Annotated in this window: 18 protein-coding genes; 9 read left to right on the top strand and 9 right to left on the bottom strand. The window is 71.6% G+C overall.

Features of this window, described 5'->3' with window-relative positions; all coding sequences use genetic code 11:
- Positions 1–21: 21 nt before the first annotated feature.
- Both efeB and efeO read right to left on the bottom strand, forming a co-directional pair.
- A complete protein-coding gene (gene efeB, locus PS467_RS12990) occupies positions 22–1,317 on the bottom strand; it encodes an iron uptake transporter deferrochelatase/peroxidase subunit (RefSeq protein WP_311035403.1) in 1,296 nt (431 codons plus the stop codon).
- 11 nt (positions 1,318–1,328) lie between these two features.
- Positions 1,329–2,462, bottom strand: a complete 1,134-nt coding sequence (gene efeO, locus PS467_RS12985; RefSeq protein ID WP_311035402.1) for an iron uptake system protein EfeO — start codon at positions 2,460–2,462, stop codon at positions 1,329–1,331.
- A gap of 575 nt (positions 2,463–3,037) precedes the next feature.
- Between efeO and PS467_RS12980 the strand changes: the two genes are divergently transcribed.
- The gene (locus tag PS467_RS12980) at positions 3,038–3,358 is read left to right on the top strand and encodes a hypothetical protein (protein ID WP_311035401.1); all 321 of its coding nucleotides are present in this window, start codon (positions 3,038–3,040) and stop codon (positions 3,356–3,358) included.
- 28 nt (positions 3,359–3,386) lie between these two features.
- Here the strand turns inward: PS467_RS12980 and PS467_RS12975 are convergent, their stop codons facing one another.
- From PS467_RS12975 to map, 3 genes are all read right to left on the bottom strand, one after another.
- A complete protein-coding gene (locus PS467_RS12975) occupies positions 3,387–4,091 on the bottom strand; it encodes a hypothetical protein (RefSeq protein ID WP_311035400.1) in 705 nt (234 codons plus the stop codon).
- Positions 4,092–4,179: 88 nt separating this feature from the next.
- Positions 4,180–4,824, bottom strand: a complete 645-nt coding sequence (locus tag PS467_RS12970) for a biliverdin-producing heme oxygenase (protein ID WP_311035399.1) — start codon at positions 4,822–4,824, stop codon at positions 4,180–4,182.
- Between the two features lie 150 nt (positions 4,825–4,974).
- A complete protein-coding gene (map, locus tag PS467_RS12965) occupies positions 4,975–5,832 on the bottom strand; it encodes a type I methionyl aminopeptidase (protein WP_311035398.1) in 858 nt (285 codons plus the stop codon).
- A gap of 87 nt (positions 5,833–5,919) precedes the next feature.
- Here map and PS467_RS12960 point away from each other — a divergent pair, with 87 nt between their 5' ends.
- Positions 5,920–6,126, top strand: coding sequence for a hypothetical protein (locus PS467_RS12960; RefSeq protein ID WP_268976931.1), 207 nt, complete (start codon positions 5,920–5,922; stop codon positions 6,124–6,126).
- Positions 6,127–6,658: 532 nt separating this feature from the next.
- Here PS467_RS12960 and PS467_RS12955 read toward each other — a convergent pair.
- A complete protein-coding gene (locus PS467_RS12955) occupies positions 6,659–7,264 on the bottom strand; it encodes a hypothetical protein (RefSeq protein ID WP_268971648.1) in 606 nt (201 codons plus the stop codon).
- Between the two features lie 309 nt (positions 7,265–7,573).
- On the opposite strand from PS467_RS12955, the gene PS467_RS12950 reads away from it, so the two are divergent.
- The 6 genes from PS467_RS12950 to PS467_RS12925 all read left to right on the top strand — a co-directional run bounded on the left by PS467_RS12950 (position 7,574) and on the right by PS467_RS12925 (position 13,039).
- A complete protein-coding gene (locus PS467_RS12950; RefSeq protein WP_311035397.1) occupies positions 7,574–8,701 on the top strand; it encodes a sialidase family protein in 1,128 nt (375 codons plus the stop codon).
- 92 nt (positions 8,702–8,793) lie between these two features.
- Positions 8,794–10,116 (top strand): ABC transporter substrate-binding protein, encoded by a 1,323-nt coding sequence (locus tag PS467_RS12945; protein ID WP_311039838.1) that lies wholly within the window; start codon positions 8,794–8,796, stop codon positions 10,114–10,116.
- Positions 10,117–10,124: 8 nt separating this feature from the next.
- Complete coding sequence (locus PS467_RS12940) at positions 10,125–11,057, top strand: carbohydrate ABC transporter permease (RefSeq protein ID WP_311035396.1); 933 nt, start codon at positions 10,125–10,127, stop codon at positions 11,055–11,057.
- Positions 11,054–11,917: a carbohydrate ABC transporter permease gene (locus tag PS467_RS12935; protein WP_311035395.1), complete on the top strand. Its 864-nt coding sequence runs from the start codon at positions 11,054–11,056 to the stop codon at positions 11,915–11,917. Before PS467_RS12940 ends, PS467_RS12935 begins: the two co-directional genes overlap by 4 nt.
- Positions 11,918–11,988: 71 nt before the next feature.
- A complete protein-coding gene (npdG, locus tag PS467_RS12930) occupies positions 11,989–12,735 on the top strand; it encodes an NADPH-dependent F420 reductase (protein WP_311035394.1) in 747 nt (248 codons plus the stop codon).
- A gap of 100 nt (positions 12,736–12,835) precedes the next feature.
- Positions 12,836–13,039: a hypothetical protein gene (locus PS467_RS12925; RefSeq protein ID WP_311035393.1), complete on the top strand. Its 204-nt coding sequence runs from the start codon at positions 12,836–12,838 to the stop codon at positions 13,037–13,039.
- A gap of 25 nt (positions 13,040–13,064) precedes the next feature.
- On the opposite strand, the gene PS467_RS12920 is transcribed toward PS467_RS12925, so the two are convergent.
- Positions 13,065–13,862 (bottom strand): site-2 protease family protein, encoded by a 798-nt coding sequence (locus tag PS467_RS12920; RefSeq protein WP_311035392.1) that lies wholly within the window; start codon positions 13,860–13,862, stop codon positions 13,065–13,067.
- Between the two features lie 230 nt (positions 13,863–14,092).
- Here PS467_RS12920 and PS467_RS12915 point away from each other — a divergent pair, with 230 nt between their 5' ends.
- Positions 14,093–17,485, top strand: a complete 3,393-nt coding sequence (locus PS467_RS12915) for an ATP-binding protein (protein WP_311035391.1) — start codon at positions 14,093–14,095, stop codon at positions 17,483–17,485.
- A gap of 309 nt (positions 17,486–17,794) precedes the next feature.
- Here the strand turns inward: PS467_RS12915 and PS467_RS12910 are convergent, their stop codons facing one another.
- Complete coding sequence (locus PS467_RS12910) at positions 17,795–18,619, bottom strand: ABC transporter permease (RefSeq protein ID WP_311035390.1); 825 nt, start codon at positions 18,617–18,619, stop codon at positions 17,795–17,797.
- 64 nt (positions 18,620–18,683) lie between these two features.
- On the bottom strand, positions 18,684–19,697 hold the full coding sequence (locus PS467_RS12905) for an ATP-binding cassette domain-containing protein (RefSeq protein ID WP_311035389.1): 1,014 nt from the start codon (positions 19,695–19,697) through the stop codon (positions 18,684–18,686).
- Between the last annotated feature and the right edge of the window lie 112 nt (positions 19,698–19,809).

The following is a 19,809-nucleotide window of genomic DNA, read 5'->3' as shown; positions in this document are numbered from 1 at the left end:
CCTTTCGAGGATCCGTTCCGGTCAGGGAGCCCCGTCCGGAGCCCCGTCCGGAGCCCGTCCGGAGAACAGCGCCCTGCCCCACCAGTCGTCCGCGTCCCGGACGCCCGGCGGGATGGCGAAGAGCGCCGAACCCACGTGCTGGATGTATTCGTTGAGGGCGTCGGAGCGGGCCAGACGCCGCTGCACGGGCACGAACCCGTCCCGTACGTCGTGCTGGTAGGCGAGGAAGAACAGCCCCGCGTCCAGCCGCCCCAGACCGTCGGTGCCGTCGGTGAAGGAGTAGCCGCGGCGCAGGATGCGCGCCCCGCCGTTGGAGTCCGGATGCGCCAGCCGGACGTGCGCGGTGGGCAGCATCGCCCGCAGGTCCGGCTCGTCGTGCTCGTGCTGCTTGCCCTGCGGCGCGCCCTCGCCCTTGTCCCGGCCGAAGACGTCCTCCTGCTCCTTCAGCGAGGTGCGGTCCCAGGTCTCGATGTGCATCCGGATACGGCGCGCCACCAGGTACGACCCGCCCGCCAGCCACGCCGGGCCCGCCTTCTCGCTCACCCACACGTGCTTGTCCAGCGCGGCGGTGTCGGTGCCCGCGATGTTCCGGGTGCCGTCCTTGAAGCCCAGCATGTTGCGCGGGGTCTGCGCGTCCGGCGTGGTCGAGGACGTCTTGCCGAAGCCCAGCTGCGACCAGCGGATGGCCACCCGGCCCATGCCGATCCGGGCCAGATTGCGGATGGCGTGCACGGCCACCTGCGGATCGTCCGCGCACGCCTGCACGCACAGATCGCCGTCGCTGCGCGCCGCCTCGAGGTTGTCGCCGGGGAACGCGGGCAGGTCGATCAGCGCCTCGGGACGGCGGTCGGCGATACCGAAGCGGTCCTTGCCCTTCTTGTCCCGGAACAGCGTGGGTCCGAAGCCGATGGTGAGGGTGAGCCGGGACGCCTTGAGGCCGAGCGCCTCGCCGGTGTCGTCCGGCGGGGCCTCCACCAGATCGCTCACCGCGCCGCCGCCGACCGGGTGCCCCTGGGTCATCCGGGCCGCCGCCTTCGTCCACTCCTTCAGCAGCGCGATCAGCTCGGCGCGGTCGTCGGTGGTGACGTCGAACGCGGCGAAGTGCAGCCGGTCCTGCACCGGGGTGGCGATCCCCGCCTGGTGCGCCCCGTAGAAGGGCACCGCGCCGCCGCTGCCGGCGGCCGCCCCGGTCTCGTCCGCACCGCCGCTCAGCGCGGCCGCCGCGCCTCCGGCGGCCGCGGCGCCGAGCGCGAGCCCGGCGCCGCCCCAGCCGAGCAGTGCCCGGCGGGAGGGAGACGTGCCGGCGTCGTCCGTCATGCCCGGCTCCCTCACTTGCTGACCACGGCGGCGGCGAGCCGCGAGAGCGGTTCGGCCAGCGCGTTGACCGCGTCGGACAGCTCCTTGCGCCGGGAGGTGGAGACGGTGTCGTAGGACACGAAGCCGTCGCCCTGGCGGTAGCCGTCCAGCAGCTTCCCGACGGCCGCGAACTGCTTGTCCAGCTCCTTGGCCAGCGCCGGGTCGTTTGCGGACACCACCGGCTTGAGCAGTGTGTACGAGGTCTTGGCGCCCTCGACGTTGCCCTCGAAGTCCACCAGGTCGGTGTGGCTGTAGCGCTCCTCCTCACCGGTGACCTTGCCGGTCTGCACCTCGTCCAGCAGCTCCTTGGCGCCGTTGGCCATGCCGGTGGGGGTGATGTCGGCGGTGCCGACGCGCTTCTGCCAGTCCTTCAGGTCCTCGACCAGCTGGTCGGCGAGGGCGTGGTCGGCCGCGGTGATCTTCTTCGTCTGCCACAGCGACTTCTCCAGCCGGTGCCAGCCGGTCCACTTCTGGCCCTGCTCCAGGCCGTCCGCGCGCACATCGACCTTGGGGTCGATGTCGCCGAAGGACTCGGCGACCGGCTCGGTGCGCTCCCAGCCGACGCGGGAGGGGGCGTACGCCTTCTTGGCGGCCTCGATGTCGTCCTTCTTGATCGCGTCGGCGAACGTCCGGACCTTGGGCAGCGTCTCGTCGGCCTGCTTCTGGACGTACGTCCGGTACGCGGCCACCGCCTTGTCCAGCTTCGGGTCGCGCGGGGGCAGCTTGCCCTTGCCGGTGGCGGAGACCTTCTGGCGGATGCCGTGGCCCTTCATCCCGGGCTTGCAGGCGATCTCGTACGAACCGGCCTTGATCTCGGCGTTGATCGAGGCGCGGGTGCCGGGGCCGATGTTCTCCCGCTCGGTGACGATCCGGTCGCCCGGCGCGTAGACGTAGACCTCGGTGACCTTGGAGCCCTTGTTCTCCACCGCGAGCTTCACATGCCCGGCGGGGAAGGAGGTCTTGGAGACCTCGCACGCGCTGTCGGACGCGGTGACCTGGACGGCGCCCGCGCCCTTGGCGTCGGACTTCTGGGCGCAGCCGGCGACGACGGTGATCGTCGTCAGGGCCGATACGGCGGCGACGACGGAGGTGCGAGCGGCTCGCATACGGGCTCCAGACGGAATCAGGACGGGCGGACGCAAGGCAGCCGGATAAGGCTGACCTAACTTAACTGAGCCTTGCCTGTGTGAGTCCTATGTAAAGTCAAGGAGTTCTCCGTGGAAAGCAAAGCGTTTGCCAAGTTGGCTGATTTGATGCGGTGGACGGGCGGAAAAATGTGACGCACATCTCTTGTGTGTGGGCTGTTGCTGGGAGGGCTCCTGCGGCCGAGCGGCCCGGGAGGTGTGTCCCGAGGGCCGCTTGACCTCGGCGATTAATGCGCGAGGTCCTGATTGATGCTTCTGAATCCCCCGCTCAGTGGTTAGCGTCCCAGCCACTGTTGCCGAGCATCGCCGTAAGGCGACGTGGAGGGGGACATGAGCACCGCGCGAACCATTGCGAGCGCCGTCTGTACCGCAGCGGCGCTGGGAACCACCCTGTCGTTGGGTGCGTCGTCGGCCTCCGCCGCCCCCCGCCGACACCTGCGTCTACCCGTACGTGTGCATCCATAACAGAAGAGATGAGGCCATCAGGGCGGACCCTCAGCCGAGCTGTATGGGCCGCGGTGACGGTCACCGGGCTCATGGCCGTTTCCGCAGGGACGGCGGTCGCCGTCCCCACGAGCGCTTCAATCCTGCCGAGGGCTGCGGCGAGCTGTGCGTACCCCTACGTATGTCTGTTCAAGGACGGCCTCAAGATCGGCCAGTTCCAGGACGTCACCACGGACTGGCAGCCGTTGCCGTCACAACCGAGCGGCACCATCACCATCACCAACACCCGTCTCGACGACACCGCCCACATCCGGTTCTCCACCGGCTCGACCATATGCCTGCCGCCGGAGTACACCATCGACGTCGCGGGACCGCTCACGGGGATTCGCATCTCCACCGCCGCGACCTGCTGAGGTCTGACACGAGGCCGCGGGCTCGGCGCTACGAGCCGGATGGCAGTAGTCCGCGAGCCAGGGTGAAGGCAGCCGTAGCGGTGGACAGGAGGGCGTTGATCCTTTCGAGGACGCGAGCCGTCCTGTCGGCATCCTGTGCGTCGACGGCCGCGGCCAGGTCGTCGGCGTACTCCCGCGCCCTTACCGCCTCATCGGACGTCGCGGTCTCCGCGTCCGTGCGCAGGGCGTCGATCAGTTGCTGGTGGGGAACGTCGGGCGCGTTCGCCCGGTTGCCGTAGCCGCCGTGGGCCACCGAATGGTGGCTGTTGACGTTCGCCACGACGAAGCCGCCCGGTCCGGTGGAGATGTGCACCCCTTCGCCTCCTGTCCAGATGAGCTTGCCCTCGTACTCGGCCCAGCCCTTGTGCGTCACGCTGTAGCTGCCGAACCGCCAACCCTCCACAGCGATCAGTTTGTGCTTGAGCAGTTCGGCCAGGATGCGCATGACGTCCGCCCGATTCCATCCGCGCTCGGCGAAGTAGTCGGTCATCATCACGCGCCGCCCCGGGTACGCCGCCCGTCGGCACATCTCGCGGAACGCCTGCCCCTGGTAGATCTCCAACTGGCCCGGGGCGACCGACGGCTCCGGGAGCCCCCGCCGGTGCACGACTCCGCGGATCCATACGAACAGTGTGTAGATCAACCAGCAGAGCAAGGCGGCCACAATCAGCGCCGGTGTCGACTCCACGCGCATCAACCTTCCCCCCGTCGGCCCCAAGCCAACACATTTTAGGACCAGTTGGTGCGCTATGGAATTGGCGGCTTTTCCGCGTGGACGCCGCTCAGGCGCTGAGCCGGAGCTCCTCGGCCAGGTCCGCGAAGACCGCCGCGTTCAGCGCGTACGCGCGCTTGCACTCCTCCACCACGCGCTGCTTCTCCAGGTCGTCCACCGGCAGCGCGTCCAGCAGCGCGCGGTACTCCCGCTTGAACGCGGCGGGGTTGCCGATCGACTCGAAGACGTAGAACCGCACCCCGTCGCCCTTGCGCGAAAAGCCCCAGGTCTTCTCCGCCGTGTCCCGTACGATCTGGCCGCCGGACAGATCGCCCAGGTAGCGGGTGTAGTGGTGGGCGACATAGCCCGCCGGCCAGTCACGGGCGCACTCCGCCACCCGCGCCGCGTACGCCGCCGTGGCGGGCAGCGCGGTCAGGCCGGTGCGCCAGTCCGGGCCGCCGAGATGGGCCAGATCGCGCTCCAGCTCGGCCAGGCGGGCCAGCTCCGGGCGGATGAACGGCCCCGCCACGGGGTCCTTCGCGAGCGCGTCGGCCGGGGCCTCCAGGGCGCGGTAGACGAACCACAGCTGCTCGGAGTAGCGGCGGTAGGCCGACACACCGAGCCGCCCCCCGAGCAGATCGCTCATGAACGACGAGCTCCCGACGCTCGTGTGCGCTTCCCGTGAGGCGGTGCGGATCAGGGCGGAGAACTCCACGGTGGACCTCCGGGGCCGGGGTGAGTAGGTTAGCCTTACCTAAGTGGAGCCCGTGCGCTACGTCAATACCTTCCCGACAGGTTGTCGGTAAAACACGACAGCAAAGAGGGCTGTCGGTGGCACCACCGACAGCCCTTCTGGTCTCAGCCGCTACGGCAGAGTCAGGATCTCCGCCCCGGTCTCCGTCACCACCAGCGTGTGCTCGAACTGCGCCGTCCGCTTGCGGTCCTTGGTGACCACGGTCCAGCCGTCCTCCCACATGTCGTACTCGTAGGTGCCGAGCGTCAGCATCGGCTCGATGGTGAACGTCATCCCCGGCTTGATCTCGGTGGTGTGGTGCGGGCTGTCGTAGTGCGGCACGATCAGGCCGGAGTGGAACGAGGTGTTGATGCCGTGCCCCGTGAAGTCGCGGACCACGCCGTAGTCGAAGCGCTTGGCGTACGACTCGATGACCCGGCCGATGATGTTGATCCGGCGGCCCGGCTTGACGGCCTTGATCGCGCGGTTGAGGGACTCCCGGGTGCGCTCGACGAGCAGCCGCGACTCCTCGTCCACCTCGCCGCACAGATAGGTGGCGTTGGTGTCCCCGTGCACACCGCCGATGTAGGCGGTGACGTCGAGGTTCACGATGTCGCCGTCCCTCAGGACGGTGGTGTCCGGGATGCCGTGGCAGATGACCTCGTTGATCGAGGAACACAGCGACTTGGGGAAGCCGCGGTAGCCCAGTGTCGAGGGGTACGCACCGTGGTCGCACATGTACTCATGGGCGACCCGGTCCAGCTCGTCCGTGGTGACCCCCGGCGCGATCAGCTTGGCAGCCTCCGCCATCGCCCGCGCGGCGATGCCCCCCGCGATCCGCATGCGCTCGATCGTCTCGGCGTCCTGGACCTCGGGCCCGGCATAGGGGGTCGGGCCATCCTTCCCGACGTACTCCGGGCGCGGGATCGAGGCGGGAACGGCGCGAGTGGGGGAGAGCTTCCCCGGGACTAGAAGCGACTGGCCAGACATACCAGCGAGTGTATCGGCGGCGCATGGGGCAGCATGGCCGCAAGAGAGATGGCCGCGGGGGAGCACGAGCGGAAGGGCGAGGCCGGGATGGCGCTGTTCAGGAGAGGGACCGCCGGCAAGCCCGGCGAGTGGTACTACTGCGTCCGGCACCAGAAGGTCGAGGAGGGCCCGGAGTGCCGCGCCGCCGACCGCCTCGGCCCGTACGCCTCCCCCGAGGAGGCCGCCCACGCGATGGAGACGGCGCGCGAGCGGAACGAGGAGTGGCGGAACGACCCCCGCTGGCAGGACGACTAGACCACGGCGGCTGGACCCCGACGGCAGGGTCACGGCGGCTGGGGCACGGTGGCTGGGTCACGGCGGCTGGGGCACGGTGGCTGGGCCCCGGCGGCTGGGTCACGGCGGCCGGGTCACGGTGGCTGGATCACGGCGGTGGGCCACGACGGCTGGGCCACGGCGGTTGGGCCCCGGCCCCCCCGCCGCGACGCCCCTTGGGCCTGGACGGGACGGGTCCCGAGTCCGGACGGGACGGGCCCCGGGTCCGGACGGGACGGGTCCCGAGTTCAGACGGGACGGGTCCCGAGTCGTGACGGGACGGGTCCTGAGCCCGGACGGGACGGGCCCCGGGCCGCCGGGCCTTGGGGCCAGCCCGGTGATCAGCCCGGGACCGGGCCGGGCGCCGTAGGCCATCGGGGTTCCCGGAGGAGCCCCGGCACTCAGGCCGGGGAGGTGTCCGGTTTCCCGCGGGGCGGGGCGCGGGGTGTGAGGAGCCGGATCGCCGCCGGGCGATCCGGCAGCGGCCCGGGGAGCGGCGGAGCGATCCGCGCCGTCACCAGCGGGTCGGTGGCGGTGCCGTGAGGTGTTCGGCCAGCCGGGCCAGCCGGTCCTGGAAGCGGCGGCGGCCGGGGCGCGGCAGGCTGTTCTCCCCGGCGGCCGCGCTGACCAGGTGCTGAATGGTGTCGAGGTCGAGCTCGCCGCCCTCGGGGGCGGACAGCCCGTCGTGGGCCAGGGCCCCCAGCTCGGTGTCGCCGCTGTCGAGGGCGAGTACGGTCGCCCCGCCCCGGCGGGCGTCGTTGACCCGTTCCAGCAGCCCGGCCCCGGGGTCGCCCGGCGCGACCACCAGCAGCGTCTCACCACGGCCCGCGCTCTCCAGCCGCCCCAGCCCGACCGCCAGATGCGCGGGGACGGCGCCGCCCTCCGGGACCCGGTGGCGGACCAGGGTGGGGGACAGCTCGGGCAGTCCGGACCAGGCCGCCTCGTCGTCCAGATGCGCGGCCAGGTGCCATGGTTCGTACTCCTCGCTGCCGACCAGCAGCAGCCCGCCCGCACGCGGCCCGACCGAGGCCCGCAGCGAGCCCGCGAAGCGGCGGGTGGCCTGAAGCCATTCGGTTCCGGCGAGGACCTCGCGCAGCAGCGCGACCCTTACGGCGTCCATGGCATCCGCATCCTGCCCCGGTCCGCGCCCCGGCGGGCCCGGTTGGGCCCCGGCTCACTCCTTCGGGGCGTATCCGGATCGCGCATCCGGATCTGTATCCGGGTCCGTATCCGGATACGGGATCCGGGGCGTGTCCCGAATCCCGTATCGGGGCACGGAGTTCGCCGCCCAGCAACCGTCTCGAACTGTTCATTGCGCCGTCTCTTGACGCTCTGTGAGGCAAACCCTAAGGTCGCGGCACACAAGGGACGTCCTACGTCCCATTTTTCTGACTCGGCACTCGATTGCGACGGGGCATCGGGAGGTCTGATGGCAGTCGGCACGGGGGCGGCACGCTCGTACGAGGTGTCCGTTCCGTTCCGGGCGGGGACCGAGGGCTATGCGAGCTACCGGATTCCGGCGACCGTGCTGACCCGCGCCGGTACCGTCCTCGCCTTCGCCGAGGGCCGGGTGGGCTCCTCCGCCGACCACGGCGACATCGACCTCGTGCTCAAGCGGTCGGCCGACGGCGGACGGACCTGGGGCGGCTTACAGGTCGTCGCCCGCAACGGCGACGGCACGGCGGGCAACCCGGCCCCCGTCGTCCTCGAAGGCGGCCCGCACGACGGCCGCGTCCTGCTGGTGCACGTCCGCAGCGCCGCCTCGGCCACCGAGGACCGCATCCGGCGCGGCGAGGTCGGCGCGGCCGACGGGCGGCGGGTGTGGCTGACGCACAGCGACGACGACGGCGCGAGCTGGAGCGAGGCCCGCGAGATCACCGCGAGCACCAAGCGGCCCGCATGGCGCTGGTACGCCACCACCCCCGGCCACGCCCTCCGGCTGCGGTACGGGGCGCACGCGGGCCGGATCGTCGTCCCGGCCAACCACTCGCTGCCCCCGACCGTCCCCGGCGACGACGGCACCGAGGGCCGGTACAACGGCGGGCACGATCTGCTCAGCGACGACGACGGCGCCACCTGGCGGATCGGTTACGTGGACGACAACCCCGACGGCTACGTCAACGCCAACGAGACCACCGCCGCCCAACTCCCCGACGGCCGCGTCTACCTCAACACCCGCACCGAGGCGAACGCGCCCGGCACCCGCGCCGACGCCTACTCCCTCGACGGCGGCGCCACCCTGGAGCTCCCCTTCCGGCCCCAGGCCGGTCTGGTCACCCCCGGGGTCGAGGGCAGTGTGCTGCACCTCGGCGAGCCGGACGCGCTGCTCTACTCCGGCCCCGCCGACCCCGCCCACCGGGCCCTGATGACCGTCCGCACCAGCCATGACGGCGGCGTCACCTGGCGGCCCACGCACACCGTGAACGGCCTGCCCGCCGCCTATTCCGACCTGGTCCGGCTCGATGACGCCACGGTCGGACTGCTCTACGAGACCGGCGACTTCAGCGCCTACTCGACCATCACATTCCGGCGCATCCCCCTGGAGGAGCTGGTATGAGCGAGACCCCGACCGATACGAGCGGCACCCCGACCGGTATGAGCGGCACCCCGACCGATACGCGCGGCACCCCGGCCCGACGGAACACCCGGATGTACGGCGCGTCCCGCCGCGCCGTCCTCGGCGGGGCCGCCGCCGCGGCCGCCGGGCTCGCCCTCGCGGGCTGCGGCTCGGACGGCGATGGCGGCGATGAGCCCAAGGACCGCAAGAAGGGCGAGAAGATCACCCTGACCTTCTGGTCCTGGGTGCCGGGCATCGACAAGCCCGTCGCCCTGTGGAACAGGGAGAACCCCGAGGTCCAGGTCGAGGTCGAGAAGGTCTCGGCCGTCGACGGCGCCCAGTACGCCAAGATGCACGCCGCCATCAAGGCGGGCAATCCGCCGGACCTCGGCCAGATCGAGTACCCGGTCGTGCCCAGCTTCCTCATCGACAACGGCCTGCTGGACCTGACCAGGTACGGGATCGCCGACCACAAGGACAAGTTCATCGGCTGGCAGTGGCAGCAGTCCGTGTTCGGCAAGGCCGTCTACGCCGTACCGCAGGCGTCCGGTCCGATGGGCCTGTTCATCCGCCGCGACCTGTTCGACCGGTGGGCCGTGGAACCGCCCACGACCTGGGACGAGTACGAGGCGGCGGCCGAGGCGATCCGTAAGAAGGGCGCCTGGATCGAGACCTTCTCGGCGACCAACGGCAACCGCTTCGCGGGACTGGCCTGGCAGGCCGGGGCGCGCTGGTTCGGCACCGAGGGCGACACCTGGACCGTCTCCATCGACGACGAGCCCACCCGTAAGGTCGCCGACTACTGGGACAACCTGGTCCGGCGGAAGCTGATCAAGACCATCCCGGACCGGCAGAACGCCTGGTACAAGGATGTCCAGACCGGCGCCATGGCCTCCTGGCTCGGCGCCAGCTGGGGCGACGCCCTGCTGGTCGGCAACGCGCCCAAGACGGCCGGGAAGTGGCGGGTCGTGCCCATGCCGCAGTGGCGGAAGGGCGACGCCGCCTACGCCAACTGGGGCGGCTCCACCACCGCGGTCTTCGCCAAGTCCAGGTACCCCAAGGACGCGCTGGCCTTCGCGATCTGGCTCAATACCGACCCCGAGTCGATCAAGCTCCTGATCGAGAACGGCTACGGCACCCCCGGCGCCAAACAGGGATACACCACCTCCCAGCTCGATGTGCACAAGGACTTCTTCGGCGGCCAGGAGTACAGCGAGGTCTTCGACGCGGCGAGCAAGGGCGTGGACACCAGCTGGCAGTGGGGCCCCGCCACGGACACCCTCTACCAGCGGCTCGGCGACGCCTTCACGGCGGCCATCGGAGACGGGTCCTCCTTCCGCTCCGTGCTGAAGAAGGTGCAGGGCGAGACGATCGGCGATCTGAAGGAAAAGGGCCTCAAGGTGGAGGCCGGGTGAGGCGGCGGATGAGAGCACGCCCCCGCCGCCTCACCCGGACCGAGGCGCGCGGCGCCCGAGCCGCGACCGGGTTCCTGCTGCCCTTCCTCGCGCTCTTCCTGCTGTGCTTCATCGCCCCCATCGGCTACGCCCTCTACCAGAGCCTGCTGAAGGTCGAGCGCACCGGGCCGCTCGGCCTCGGCGGCGAGACCACCCAGGTGTGGGCGGGCCTGTCCAACTACGCACACGCCCTCCAGGACGACCGCTTCACGGCGGGCTTCGGACGGGTGCTGCTCTTCGGCGCCGTCCAGATCCCAGTGATGATCGCCTTCGCCACCGCGCTCGCGCTGCTGCTGGAGGCCGCCTCCGCACGCTGGGTCGGCTTCTTCCGGACCGCCTTCTTCCTGCCGTACGGCGTGCCCGGTGTGATCGCCTCGATCCTGTGGGGCTTCCTCTACGTCCCCGGGATCAGCCCGCTGGTGGAGATGGCCCACTCGGCCGGCTGGGACGTGGACTTCCTGGGCCGCGGGGCGGTCCTGTGGTCCATCGCCAACATCGTCACCTGGCAGTTCACCGGCTACAACATGCTGGTGCTGATCGCCCAGCTCAAGGCGATACCCGGGGAGCTGTACGAGGCGGCGCGGATCGACGGGGCCAGTGCCTGGCAGGTGGCCCGGCACATCAAACTCCCCCTCATCCGGCCCGCGCTCGTGCTCACCACCGTCTTCAGCCTCATCGGCACGCTCCAGCTCTTCGCCGAGCCGAAGGTGCTCAAACCGCTGAGCAACTCCATCGACTCCGGCTACACCCCCAATCTGGCCGCCTACAACGAGGCGTTCACCAGCAACAACCAGCACATCGCGGCAGCCGAGGCGGTGCTGCTCGCCCTCGTCGCCTGTGTGCTGTCCTTCGGGTTCCTCCGGCTCGTGGGACAGCGGGGGAAGGACGGTGAGCGGGGATGAGCAAACCGAACGACCTGTCCCAACCCCCCTTGCGGCACCGGATCGTCACCGTCGCGCTGCTCACCGTCGCCGCGATCTACTTCCTGACCCCCGTCTACTGGCTCGTTGTCTCCTCCACCAAGTCCAGCAGCGACCTCTTCGGCACCTTCGGCTTCTGGTTCCACGACCCGCATCCGCTCGACTATCTGCACCGGGTGCTCAGCTACGACGACGGCGTCTACGTCCGGTGGTTCGCCAACAGCCTGATGTACGCGGGCGTCGGCGCGCTCGCCGCGACCCTGCTGTCGGCCGCGGCCGGCTACGCCCTGGCCACGTTCCGCTTCCCCGGCCGGGAGGGGATCTTCAACGTCATCCTGGCCGGCGTGCTGATCCCGGGCACGGCGCTCGCCCTCCCGCTCTACCTCCTCTTCAGCGAGATCGGCCTGGCCAACACCTACTGGGCGGTGCTGATCCCCAGCGTGGTCAGCCCCTTCGGGGTCTACCTCTGCCGGATCTACGCGGCCGCCGCCGTCCCGGGCTCCCTCCTGGAGGCGGCGCGGATCGACGGTGCGGGGGAGGCCCGGATCTTCTCCACCCTGGGGCTGCGGCTGATGACCCCGGCGCTGGTCACCGTCTTCCTGTTCCAGTTCGTGCACATCTGGAACAACTTCTTCCTGCCGCTGGTCATGCTCTCCGACTCCGACCTCTATCCGATCCAGCTCGGCCTGACCTCCTGGCAGGGGTACGCGGACCGGCAGCCGGAGCTGTACCAGTACACGGTCGGCGGGGCGCTGCTGTCCGTGCTGCCGCTGATGGTGCTGATGGGCGTCCTCCAGCGGTACTGGCGCACGGGGCTGACGGAGGGGAGCGTCAAGGCGTAACGGCAGGTGGGCGTCACGGCGTAAGAGATGTCACCCCGAAGCGGAGCGCGGCGCGTGACAGTATCGCTGTCATGACTACTCCTGACGCACCTCACGCCGCGCATCCCGGATCCGACGCACCCGCGAAGAAGGCCCCCGCCAAGGACCCCTGGGACCTCCCCGATGTGTCCGGTCTGACCGTCGGCGTCCTGGGCGGCACCGGTGACCAGGGCCGTGGCCTCGCCTACCGGCTGGCCAGGGCGGGCCATAAGGTGATCATCGGCTCACGCGCCGCCGAGCGCGCGCAGACCGCGGCGCGCGAACTGGGCGGCGCGGAGCTCGGCATCGAGGGCGCGGACAACGCCGAGTGCGCGCGCCGCAGCGATGTCGTCATCGTCGCGGTCCCGTGGGACGGCCACGCCAAGACGCTGGAGTCGCTGCGCGAGGAGCTCAGCGGCAAGCTCGTCATCGACTGCGTCAACCCGCTGGGCTTCGACAAGAAGGGCGCGTACGCCCTGAAGCCGGAGGAGGGCAGCGCCGCCGAGCAGGCCGCCGCCCTGCTGCCGGACTCCCGGGTCACCGCGGCCTTCCACCACCTCTCGGCGGTGCTGCTCCAGAACCCCGAGGTCGAGCAGATCGACACCGATGTGATGGTCCTGGGGGAGTCGCGCGCCGACACCGATCTGGTCCAGGCGCTCGCGAACCGCATCCCGGGGATGCGCGGCGTCTACGCGGGCCGGCTGCGCAACGCCCACCAGGTGGAGTCCCTGGTGGCCAACCTGATCTCGGTCAACCGTCGCTACAAGGCCCACGCCGGCCTGCGCGTCACGGACATCTGAGGGCGCCCACGCGTCCGCTCCACCGGGGCGCCCGGCCCCTTAGGCGGTGCATGGGGGACAATGTGGGGGAGTGACACACCCCCCGACAGGAGCCGACCCCATGCCCCGCCTCGCCCTCTACACCCTGGCCGTCTGCGTCCTCGCCATTGCCGCGGCCGTCGTGTCCTTCGCGCGGGGGAGCTGGCTCGGGATCGTCTGGGTCCTGATCGCCGGTATCTCGTCCAACATGGCCTGGTACTACCTGCGCAAGGCCCGCGCCGACCGTGCCGACCGCGAGGGCGCGGGCGCGGGCGCCACGAGCTGATCCCTGAAGCCCTGCCGGGCAGGCTCTAGGAGCCGAAGCCGGGCAGCTGGGGCTCGCCCTGCCAGAAGCGGAAGAACTCCTGACCCCAGTAGGTCTCCCACTCCGATACGCCCAGGGCCCGCATCACCGCGTCGATCGCGTCGAAGAACACCTGGTTGACCTCCGGTATCCACAGGATGCCGAAGACCGCGAGCAGCCCGAACGGCGCGTACGGCGCGACCTGGCGCCGGATGCGGTAGGACAGCCACGGCTCGATCACCCCGTAGCCGTCCAGGCCCGGCACCGGCAGGAAGTTCAAGATCGCCGCCGTGACCTGGAGCAGCGCCAGGAAGGCGAGCGCGTAGCGGAAGAGCTCCGGCACCCGGTCCGTGGCGCCGAGCCAGAACGGGGCCGTCAAGGCCGCCGCGAACAGTACGTTCGTCAGCGGGCCCGCGGCCGAGATCAGGCTGTGCTTCCAGCGGCCCCGGATGCGGTGCCGCTCGATGAAGACCGCCCCGCCGGGCAGCCCGATGCCACCCATGATCACGAAGACCAGGGGCAGCACGATGCTCAGCGCCACATGCGTGTACTTCATCGGGTTGAGGGTCAGATAGCCCTTCGCCCCGATGGTCAGGTCCCCGCCGTGCAGCGCGGTACGCGCATGGGCGTACTCGTGCAGGCACAGGGAGACGACCCAGCCGGAGACGACGAACAGGAAGACGGCGAAGCCGGGGCTCGCGGAGTACTCCGTCCACACGGCCCACGCGGACACGGCCATGATCGCGACCAGACCGAGGAAGACGGGACTGACGCGCCGGTCGTGGCGGCTGACTGCGGTGGTCATCGGGTGGGGTCTCCATACGGCTGGTGATTGCTGGCAGAGGAACGATGAACAGCGTGCACGGAGTTCCGGGCCAGGGGAAACGGACGTGACCAGGGCCACGCGGGCGGGGCGCCCGGCGAGCGGATCGAGAGCCCGGCCGGCGACCGGAGGGCCGGGCCCGGACCCGTCGTCGGTTCCCGCGCGGTTGAGGCTGATGCCCCGCCGGGCGGGCCATCCACCAGAATGGGCCCGTGCGCTACGGCATCCTCGGCACCACCCAGGCCCGCCAAGACGACGGCACCCCCGTCGAGCTCGGCGGGGCGCGGCTGCGCGCGCTGTTGGCGGCGCTGGCGCTGGCGCCCGGCCGGGCCCGGACCACCGGGGTGCTCATCGGGGAGATCTGGCACACCGATCCGCCCGCCGACGGGCAGGGCGCGCTCCAGGCCCTGGTCGGGCGGCTACGGCGGGCGCTCGGCAAGGACGCCGTGGAGTCCGTCCCCGGCGGATACCGGCTGCGCGCCCACCCCGACGACGTCGATCTGCACCGCTTCGAACGGCTCGCGGAGGAGGGCGCCCGCGCCCTCGCCGACGGCGATCCGGCCAAGGCCGTCGATCTGCTCGACGACGCCCTCGCGCTGTGGCGCGGGCCGGCGCTCAGCGATCTGCCCGACGCCGGGGCGCCCGCCGCCCGTGCCGAGGCGCGGCGGCTGGCCGCGCGGCGCGGCCGGCTCGCCGCCGACCTCGCCCTCGGCCGTGCCGAGCAGGCCCTCCCCGCGCTCACCGGCCTCTGCGACGGCCACCCCCTGGACGAGCCGCTGCACGCGCTGCGCATCCGCGCCCTGCGGGACGTGGGCCGTACGGCGGAGGCGCTGGCGGCGTACGAGGCGATCCGTACGGAGATCGCCGAGCGGCTGGGCGCCGATCCGGGTCCGGAGCTGCGGGCGCTCCACGCCGAGCTGCTGGCGGAGCCCGGTGCGGGCGCCCCCGTGCCGTCCGCTCCCGCCCCTGTGCCGTCCGCCCCTGCCCGGACCGGCGGCGGCAATCTGCGGGCCCGGCTGACCAGCTTCGTCGGGCGCGAGTCCGATCTGCGCACCCTGCGCCGCGATCTGGCGGGCCATCGGCTGATCACCCTCCTCGGGCCCGGCGGCGCCGGGAAGACGCGGCTGTCGCAGGAGGCCGCCGAGTCGGTGGCGTCCGCCTGGCCGGACGGGGTGTGGCTGGCCGAACTCGCGCCCGTCGACGACCCCGAGACCGTTCCGGAGACGGTCCTCACCGCGCTCGGGGCGCGCGAGACCGTCATCCTCGGCACGGCGACGGAAGGGCTGCGCGCCGCGACCGATCCGGCCGTGCGCGATCCACGCACCCGGCTCATCGAGCACTGCGCCCCGCGCCGCATGCTGATCGTGCTCGACAACTGCGAACACCTCGTCCAGGCCGCGGCCCACCTCGCGGAGTCCCTGCTCGCCCAGTGCCCCGGGGTCACCATCCTGGCCACCAGCCGTGAACCCCTCGCGGTGCCGGGCGAGTTGGTGCGTCCGGTGGAACCGCTGCCCGACCCCGTCGCGCTGCGGCTGCTCCAGGACCGGGGCGCGGCGGCCCGGCCCGGTTTCCGTACCGAGGACGATCCGGCCGCGTGCGCCGAGATCTGCCGGCGCCTGGACGGGCTGCCCCTGGCGATCGAGCTGGCCGCCGCCCGGCTGCGGCTGCTCACCCCGCGGCAGCTCGCCGACCGCCTCGACGACCGCTTCCGCATCCTGACCAGCGGCAGCCGTACGGCGCTGCCCCGCCAGCAGACGCTGCGAGCCGTCGTCGACTGGTCCTGGGACCTGCTCGACGCCCCCGAACGCACGGTGCTCGCCCGGCTGTCCGTCTTCGCCGGCGGCTGCGATCTCGCCGCGGCGGAGGCGGTGTGCGGGGACACCGAACGAGAGGCGGGAGGGGACGCCGGGAAGGACGCGGAAGGGCAGGTCGGACAGGACGCGGTAGGGGATTGCGGGGCCGTGGAGTCCCGCGATGTGGCCGCGCTACTGGGTTCCCTTGTCGATAAATCGCTCGTCGTCGCCGCACCGGGCGCGGACGGGGAGATGCGCTACCGGCTGCTGGAGACCGTCGCCGAGTACGCGGCCGAGCGGCTGGACGAGTCCGGTGAGCGGGCGGCGGTCGAACGGCGCCATCTGGTCGCCTACCGGGAGCTGGCCCGTACCGCCGATCCGCTGCTGCGCGGCCCCGCGCAGCGCCACTGGCTGGACCGGCTGGAGACCGAGCACGAGAATCTGCGCACCGCGCTGCGCCGGGCCGTGGCCGCCCGTGACGAGCAGGAGGCGCTGTGCCTGGTGCTCTCGCTCGGCTGGTTCTGGCATCTGCGCGGCCACCGCGGCGAAGCGCGGCACTGGGCGGTCGCCGCGGCGGCGCTCGGGCCGAGCCCCTTCGCACCGCCCGTGACGCCCGCACCGCCGCTGTACGTCAGCTGCACCGCCGCCCCGCCGCCGATGGCACCCGAGCTGCTGGTCGAGGCGCGGCGGGGGGTGCGGCTGTTCGCGCTGGCCAACATCGAGGGCGACCTCCAGGCCATGGCGGACGACGGGACACACGGCGAGCTGGAGGGAATCGTTTCCGCCTACCGGCCCGGCCTGCCCCAGACCTGCCGTCTCCCCGGTGCCCTGTGGTTCTTCGCGGTGCTCCTCAAGGGCGACTTCACCCTGATGCGGGAGATGGCCGACGCGGCGGTGCGCACCTGCCGGGAGCTGGGCTACGCCTGGGAGCTGGCCTTCACCCTCCAGCTGCGCGCCAAGATCGACAACAACGAGCGGAGCGACCGGGACCAGGACGCGGCCGGCGACGCCGACGAAAGCCTGGAGATCTTCCGCGGGCTCGGTGACGCGTGGGGCGCGGCGGAGGCGCTGTCCGGCCGTGCCGAGGCCCGGGAGCGGCGGGGCGCGGCCGCCGCCGCGGCCGAGGACTACCGTGCGGCGATCCGCTGTGCCCAGGACCTCGGGGCCCATGAGCAGGTGCTGCTGCTGCGGTCCCGGCTGGCCGGGCTGTTCGTGGAGTTCGGGGAGGGCGAACAGGTCGCGAAGGGCGAGCGGATGCTGCGCGAGGTGGTCGAGCAGGGGCAGCACGTGGGCGCCGAGGCGCTGTCGTACGCCCGGATCCATCTGGCGCAGCACTGTGCCGCCACGGGCCGCCTCACCGAGGCACGGACGATCCTGACCTCGCTGCGCCGGGAGTTCGCGACCCGGGCGCTGCGGCTGTTCGAGGGCATGGTGGAGGGGATGCTGGCCGGGCTGGACCTGCTGGAGGAACGGCCGGGCGACGCCCTGACGACGGTCCGCGGTGCCCTGGCGAAGACGTCCCACCGGATGACCGGGCTGGTCGCGCCGTTCATCCCGGTGATGCAACTGCTGACCGCGGCCGAGGCGCTGAGCGGCCTCGGCGGCGCGGAGCGGGCCACGGCCGCGGCGCGGCTGGTGGGGGCCTACGACACACTGCGCACGCCCCAGTCCTACCGGCGCGCCGCCACGGAGCGGACGGGCCGGGAGCGGACCGAGGCCGCGGTGCGGGCCGAGCTCGGGGATGCCGCGTACGAGCGGGCCTACACCGAGGGAACCGGCCTCACCTTGGAGGAGGCGCTCACCCTGCTCTGACTGGCCCCGCCCACGGCCCGGGGGCCTGCCCGCTGGCCCGGGGGTCTTGCGTACGGCTTGGGGCCGCGCGTGGCTCGGGCCCGGGTACCGGTCGGGGTCTCGCATACCGGCCGGGGACCCGCGTACCGGCCCGCAGGGGGCCTGCGCACGGCCCGGTGGTCCCGCCCACGGCCGATTGGTTCAGGCGCCGCCGGGTGGTGCAGGGCGCTGACCGCGCCTGGGGCGACGCCGGAGGGTCGCGCCGCCTCCCGTGCGGCGCGGCCCTCCGGCGGGGCCGCGGGGCAAGAGCCGTGGCGGGGCCGCGGGCCGTCAGGTGGTCTTGTCGCGGAACTTGCGCACCGCGAGCGGCGCCACGATCACCGTGATGGCCAGCGCCCAGATCAAGGTCACCGTCACTGGCTCCGCCACCGCGCCCCGGCCGCTGGTCAGCGCCCGTGCGGCGTCCGCGAGCCGGGACAGCGGGTTGTACTCGGTGAAGGACTGGAGCCAGTCCGGCATGGTGGCGGTCGGGGCGAAGATGGACGAGCCGAACTGTAGGGGCATGATCACGATGAAGCCCATACCGCTGACCGCCTGCGGGGTGGGCAGCGACATCCCCAGCAGCATGAAGATCCAGGTCAGTGAGGATCCGAAGACCAGGGCCAGCAGCACCGCGGCCAACAGCTCCAGCGGCCCGGTCTCGAGCTCGAAGCCCATGATGAAGCCCATGATCAGCAGGATGACGGTGGACACCAGCATCCGGCCGCTCTCCACGACCAGCTTGGCGATCAGCACCGAGGAGCGGGCGATCGGCAGCGTGTGGAAGCGGTCCATGACGCCCTTGTTGAAGTCGTCACTGACGCCGGTGCCGATCGACATCGCGATGTTGAGCCCGCCCATCGCCATCAGACCGGGAATGAAGTAGTTGACGTACTCGCTCCGGTTGCCGCCCGTCATCGCGCCACCGAAGACATAGGTGAACAGCAGCGAGAAGACGATCGGCGTCGCCAGGGCGTCGAACATCGAGAACGGTTCGTACCGGATCTGCATGAAGTAGCGCCGCACCAGCGCGCCGATATGGCGCAGATTGGCCCGGAGCCCGATCCGGGCGTCGCTCTTTCCCGGCACGGGCGCGGTCGTCGTGGCCGCGGTCATGCTGTGTCCCCTCCGTTCGTCCCGCCGCGTCGGCGGCTGCTCGTGACATCGAGGTGCGCGGCGTTCACGCGACGACCTCGTCCAGCGTCTTGCCGTCCTGCAGTGCGGACGCCTTCCGGCCGGTGATGGCCAGGAAGACCTCGTCCAGGCTGGGCACATGGGTGTCGATTCCGGCGATCGCGAAACCGCGCTGACCGAGCAGCCCGATCAGGGCGGTCAGCTGCTCGTCGCTGGCGATGGGCACGTTGACCAGGCCCTCCGCCACATCGGCGGTCGCGCCGCCGATGCCGTCGAGCCCCGCCTGGGTGATGGCGCCGACCATCCGGTGCAGCTCACCGGGGTCGGAGGGGCGGATTTGCAGGGTGCGGCCGCCGATCTTGGCCCTGAGCTCGTTCACCCCGCCGTCGGCGATGACCCTGCCCCGGTCGATCACCGTCAGGTGGTCGGCGAGCTGCTCGGCCTCCTCCATGTACTGCGTGGTCAGCAGCACGGTGGCCCCGTCGGCGACCATCCGCCTGACCTCGTCCCACACCTCGTTGCGGGCGTGCGGGTCCAGACCGGTGGTCGGCTCGTCCAGATAGAGCACCGAGGGCCGGCCGATCATGGACGCGGCCAGGTCGAGCCGGCGGCGCATACCGCCGGAGTAGGTGCGCACGCGCCGCTTGCCCGCCTCGGTGAGCGAGAACCGCTCGAGCATGGCGTCCGCCCGCGCCCGCGCCTCCTTGCGGGAGAGGTCGAGCAGCCGCCCGATCATGTAGAGGTTCTCCCAGCCGGGGAGCTTCTCGTCGACCGAGGCGTACTGCCCGGTCAGCCCGATGGTGCGGCGCAGCTGGCGGGGCTGGCGCACCACGTCGTACCCGGCCACCACCGCGGTGCCGGCGTCCGGCACCAGCAGGGTGGACAGGCAGCGCACCAGTGTGGTCTTACCGGCGCCGTTGGGGCCCAGCACACCCAGGACGGTGCCCTCCGGCACGTCCAGGTCCACCCCGTCGACGGCCTTGGTGTCACCGAAGTGCTTGACCAGCCCCCGTACTTCGACGGCGTTGCCGTCTCTGATCCTGTGTTCCCCTCGCGTCATGCCACCACGATGCCAGGCGCCACCGACAGACCACCGACACGCGGCAGACAGCCCGCCGACGGGGGAAGATCGGCGGGCTGCCGTTGTACCGCAGTGGCTCTTGCCGGCTGCT

This window comes from Streptomyces luomodiensis, from assembly GCF_031679605.1.
In the GTDB taxonomy this organism is placed as follows: domain Bacteria; phylum Actinomycetota; class Actinomycetes; order Streptomycetales; family Streptomycetaceae; genus Streptomyces; species Streptomyces luomodiensis.
This window is presented reverse-complemented; position numbering and strand designations above follow the sequence as displayed.

Coding starts and splice junctions, on each gene's coding strand:
- PS467_RS12955 (WP_268971648.1), bottom strand. CDS start 7,264: ATGGACGCCGTAAGGGTCGCGCTGCTGCGCGAGGTCCTCGCCGGAACC.
- PS467_RS12950 (WP_311035397.1), top strand. CDS start 7,574: ATGGCAGTCGGCACGGGGGCGGCACGCTCGTACGAGGTGTCCGTTCCG.
- efeO (WP_311035402.1), bottom strand. CDS start 2,462: ATGCGAGCCGCTCGCACCTCCGTCGTCGCCGCCGTATCGGCCCTGACG.
- PS467_RS12980 (WP_311035401.1), top strand. CDS start 3,038: ATGGCCGTTTCCGCAGGGACGGCGGTCGCCGTCCCCACGAGCGCTTCA.
- PS467_RS12925 (WP_311035393.1), top strand. CDS start 12,836: ATGCCCCGCCTCGCCCTCTACACCCTGGCCGTCTGCGTCCTCGCCATT.
- PS467_RS12910 (WP_311035390.1), bottom strand. CDS start 18,619: ATGACCGCGGCCACGACGACCGCGCCCGTGCCGGGAAAGAGCGACGCC.
- efeB (WP_311035403.1), bottom strand. CDS start 1,317: ATGACGGACGACGCCGGCACGTCTCCCTCCCGCCGGGCACTGCTCGGC.
- PS467_RS12975 (WP_311035400.1), bottom strand. CDS start 4,091: ATGCGCGTGGAGTCGACACCGGCGCTGATTGTGGCCGCCTTGCTCTGC.
- PS467_RS12945 (WP_311039838.1), top strand. CDS start 8,794: ATGTACGGCGCGTCCCGCCGCGCCGTCCTCGGCGGGGCCGCCGCCGCG.
- map (WP_311035398.1), bottom strand. CDS start 5,832: ATGTCTGGCCAGTCGCTTCTAGTCCCGGGGAAGCTCTCCCCCACTCGC.
- npdG (WP_311035394.1), top strand. CDS start 11,989: ATGACTACTCCTGACGCACCTCACGCCGCGCATCCCGGATCCGACGCA.
- PS467_RS12940 (WP_311035396.1), top strand. CDS start 10,125: ATGAGAGCACGCCCCCGCCGCCTCACCCGGACCGAGGCGCGCGGCGCC.
- PS467_RS12960 (WP_268976931.1), top strand. CDS start 5,920: ATGGCGCTGTTCAGGAGAGGGACCGCCGGCAAGCCCGGCGAGTGGTAC.
- PS467_RS12935 (WP_311035395.1), top strand. CDS start 11,054: ATGAGCAAACCGAACGACCTGTCCCAACCCCCCTTGCGGCACCGGATC.
- PS467_RS12920 (WP_311035392.1), bottom strand. CDS start 13,862: ATGACCACCGCAGTCAGCCGCCACGACCGGCGCGTCAGTCCCGTCTTC.
- PS467_RS12905 (WP_311035389.1), bottom strand. CDS start 19,697: ATGACGCGAGGGGAACACAGGATCAGAGACGGCAACGCCGTCGAAGTA.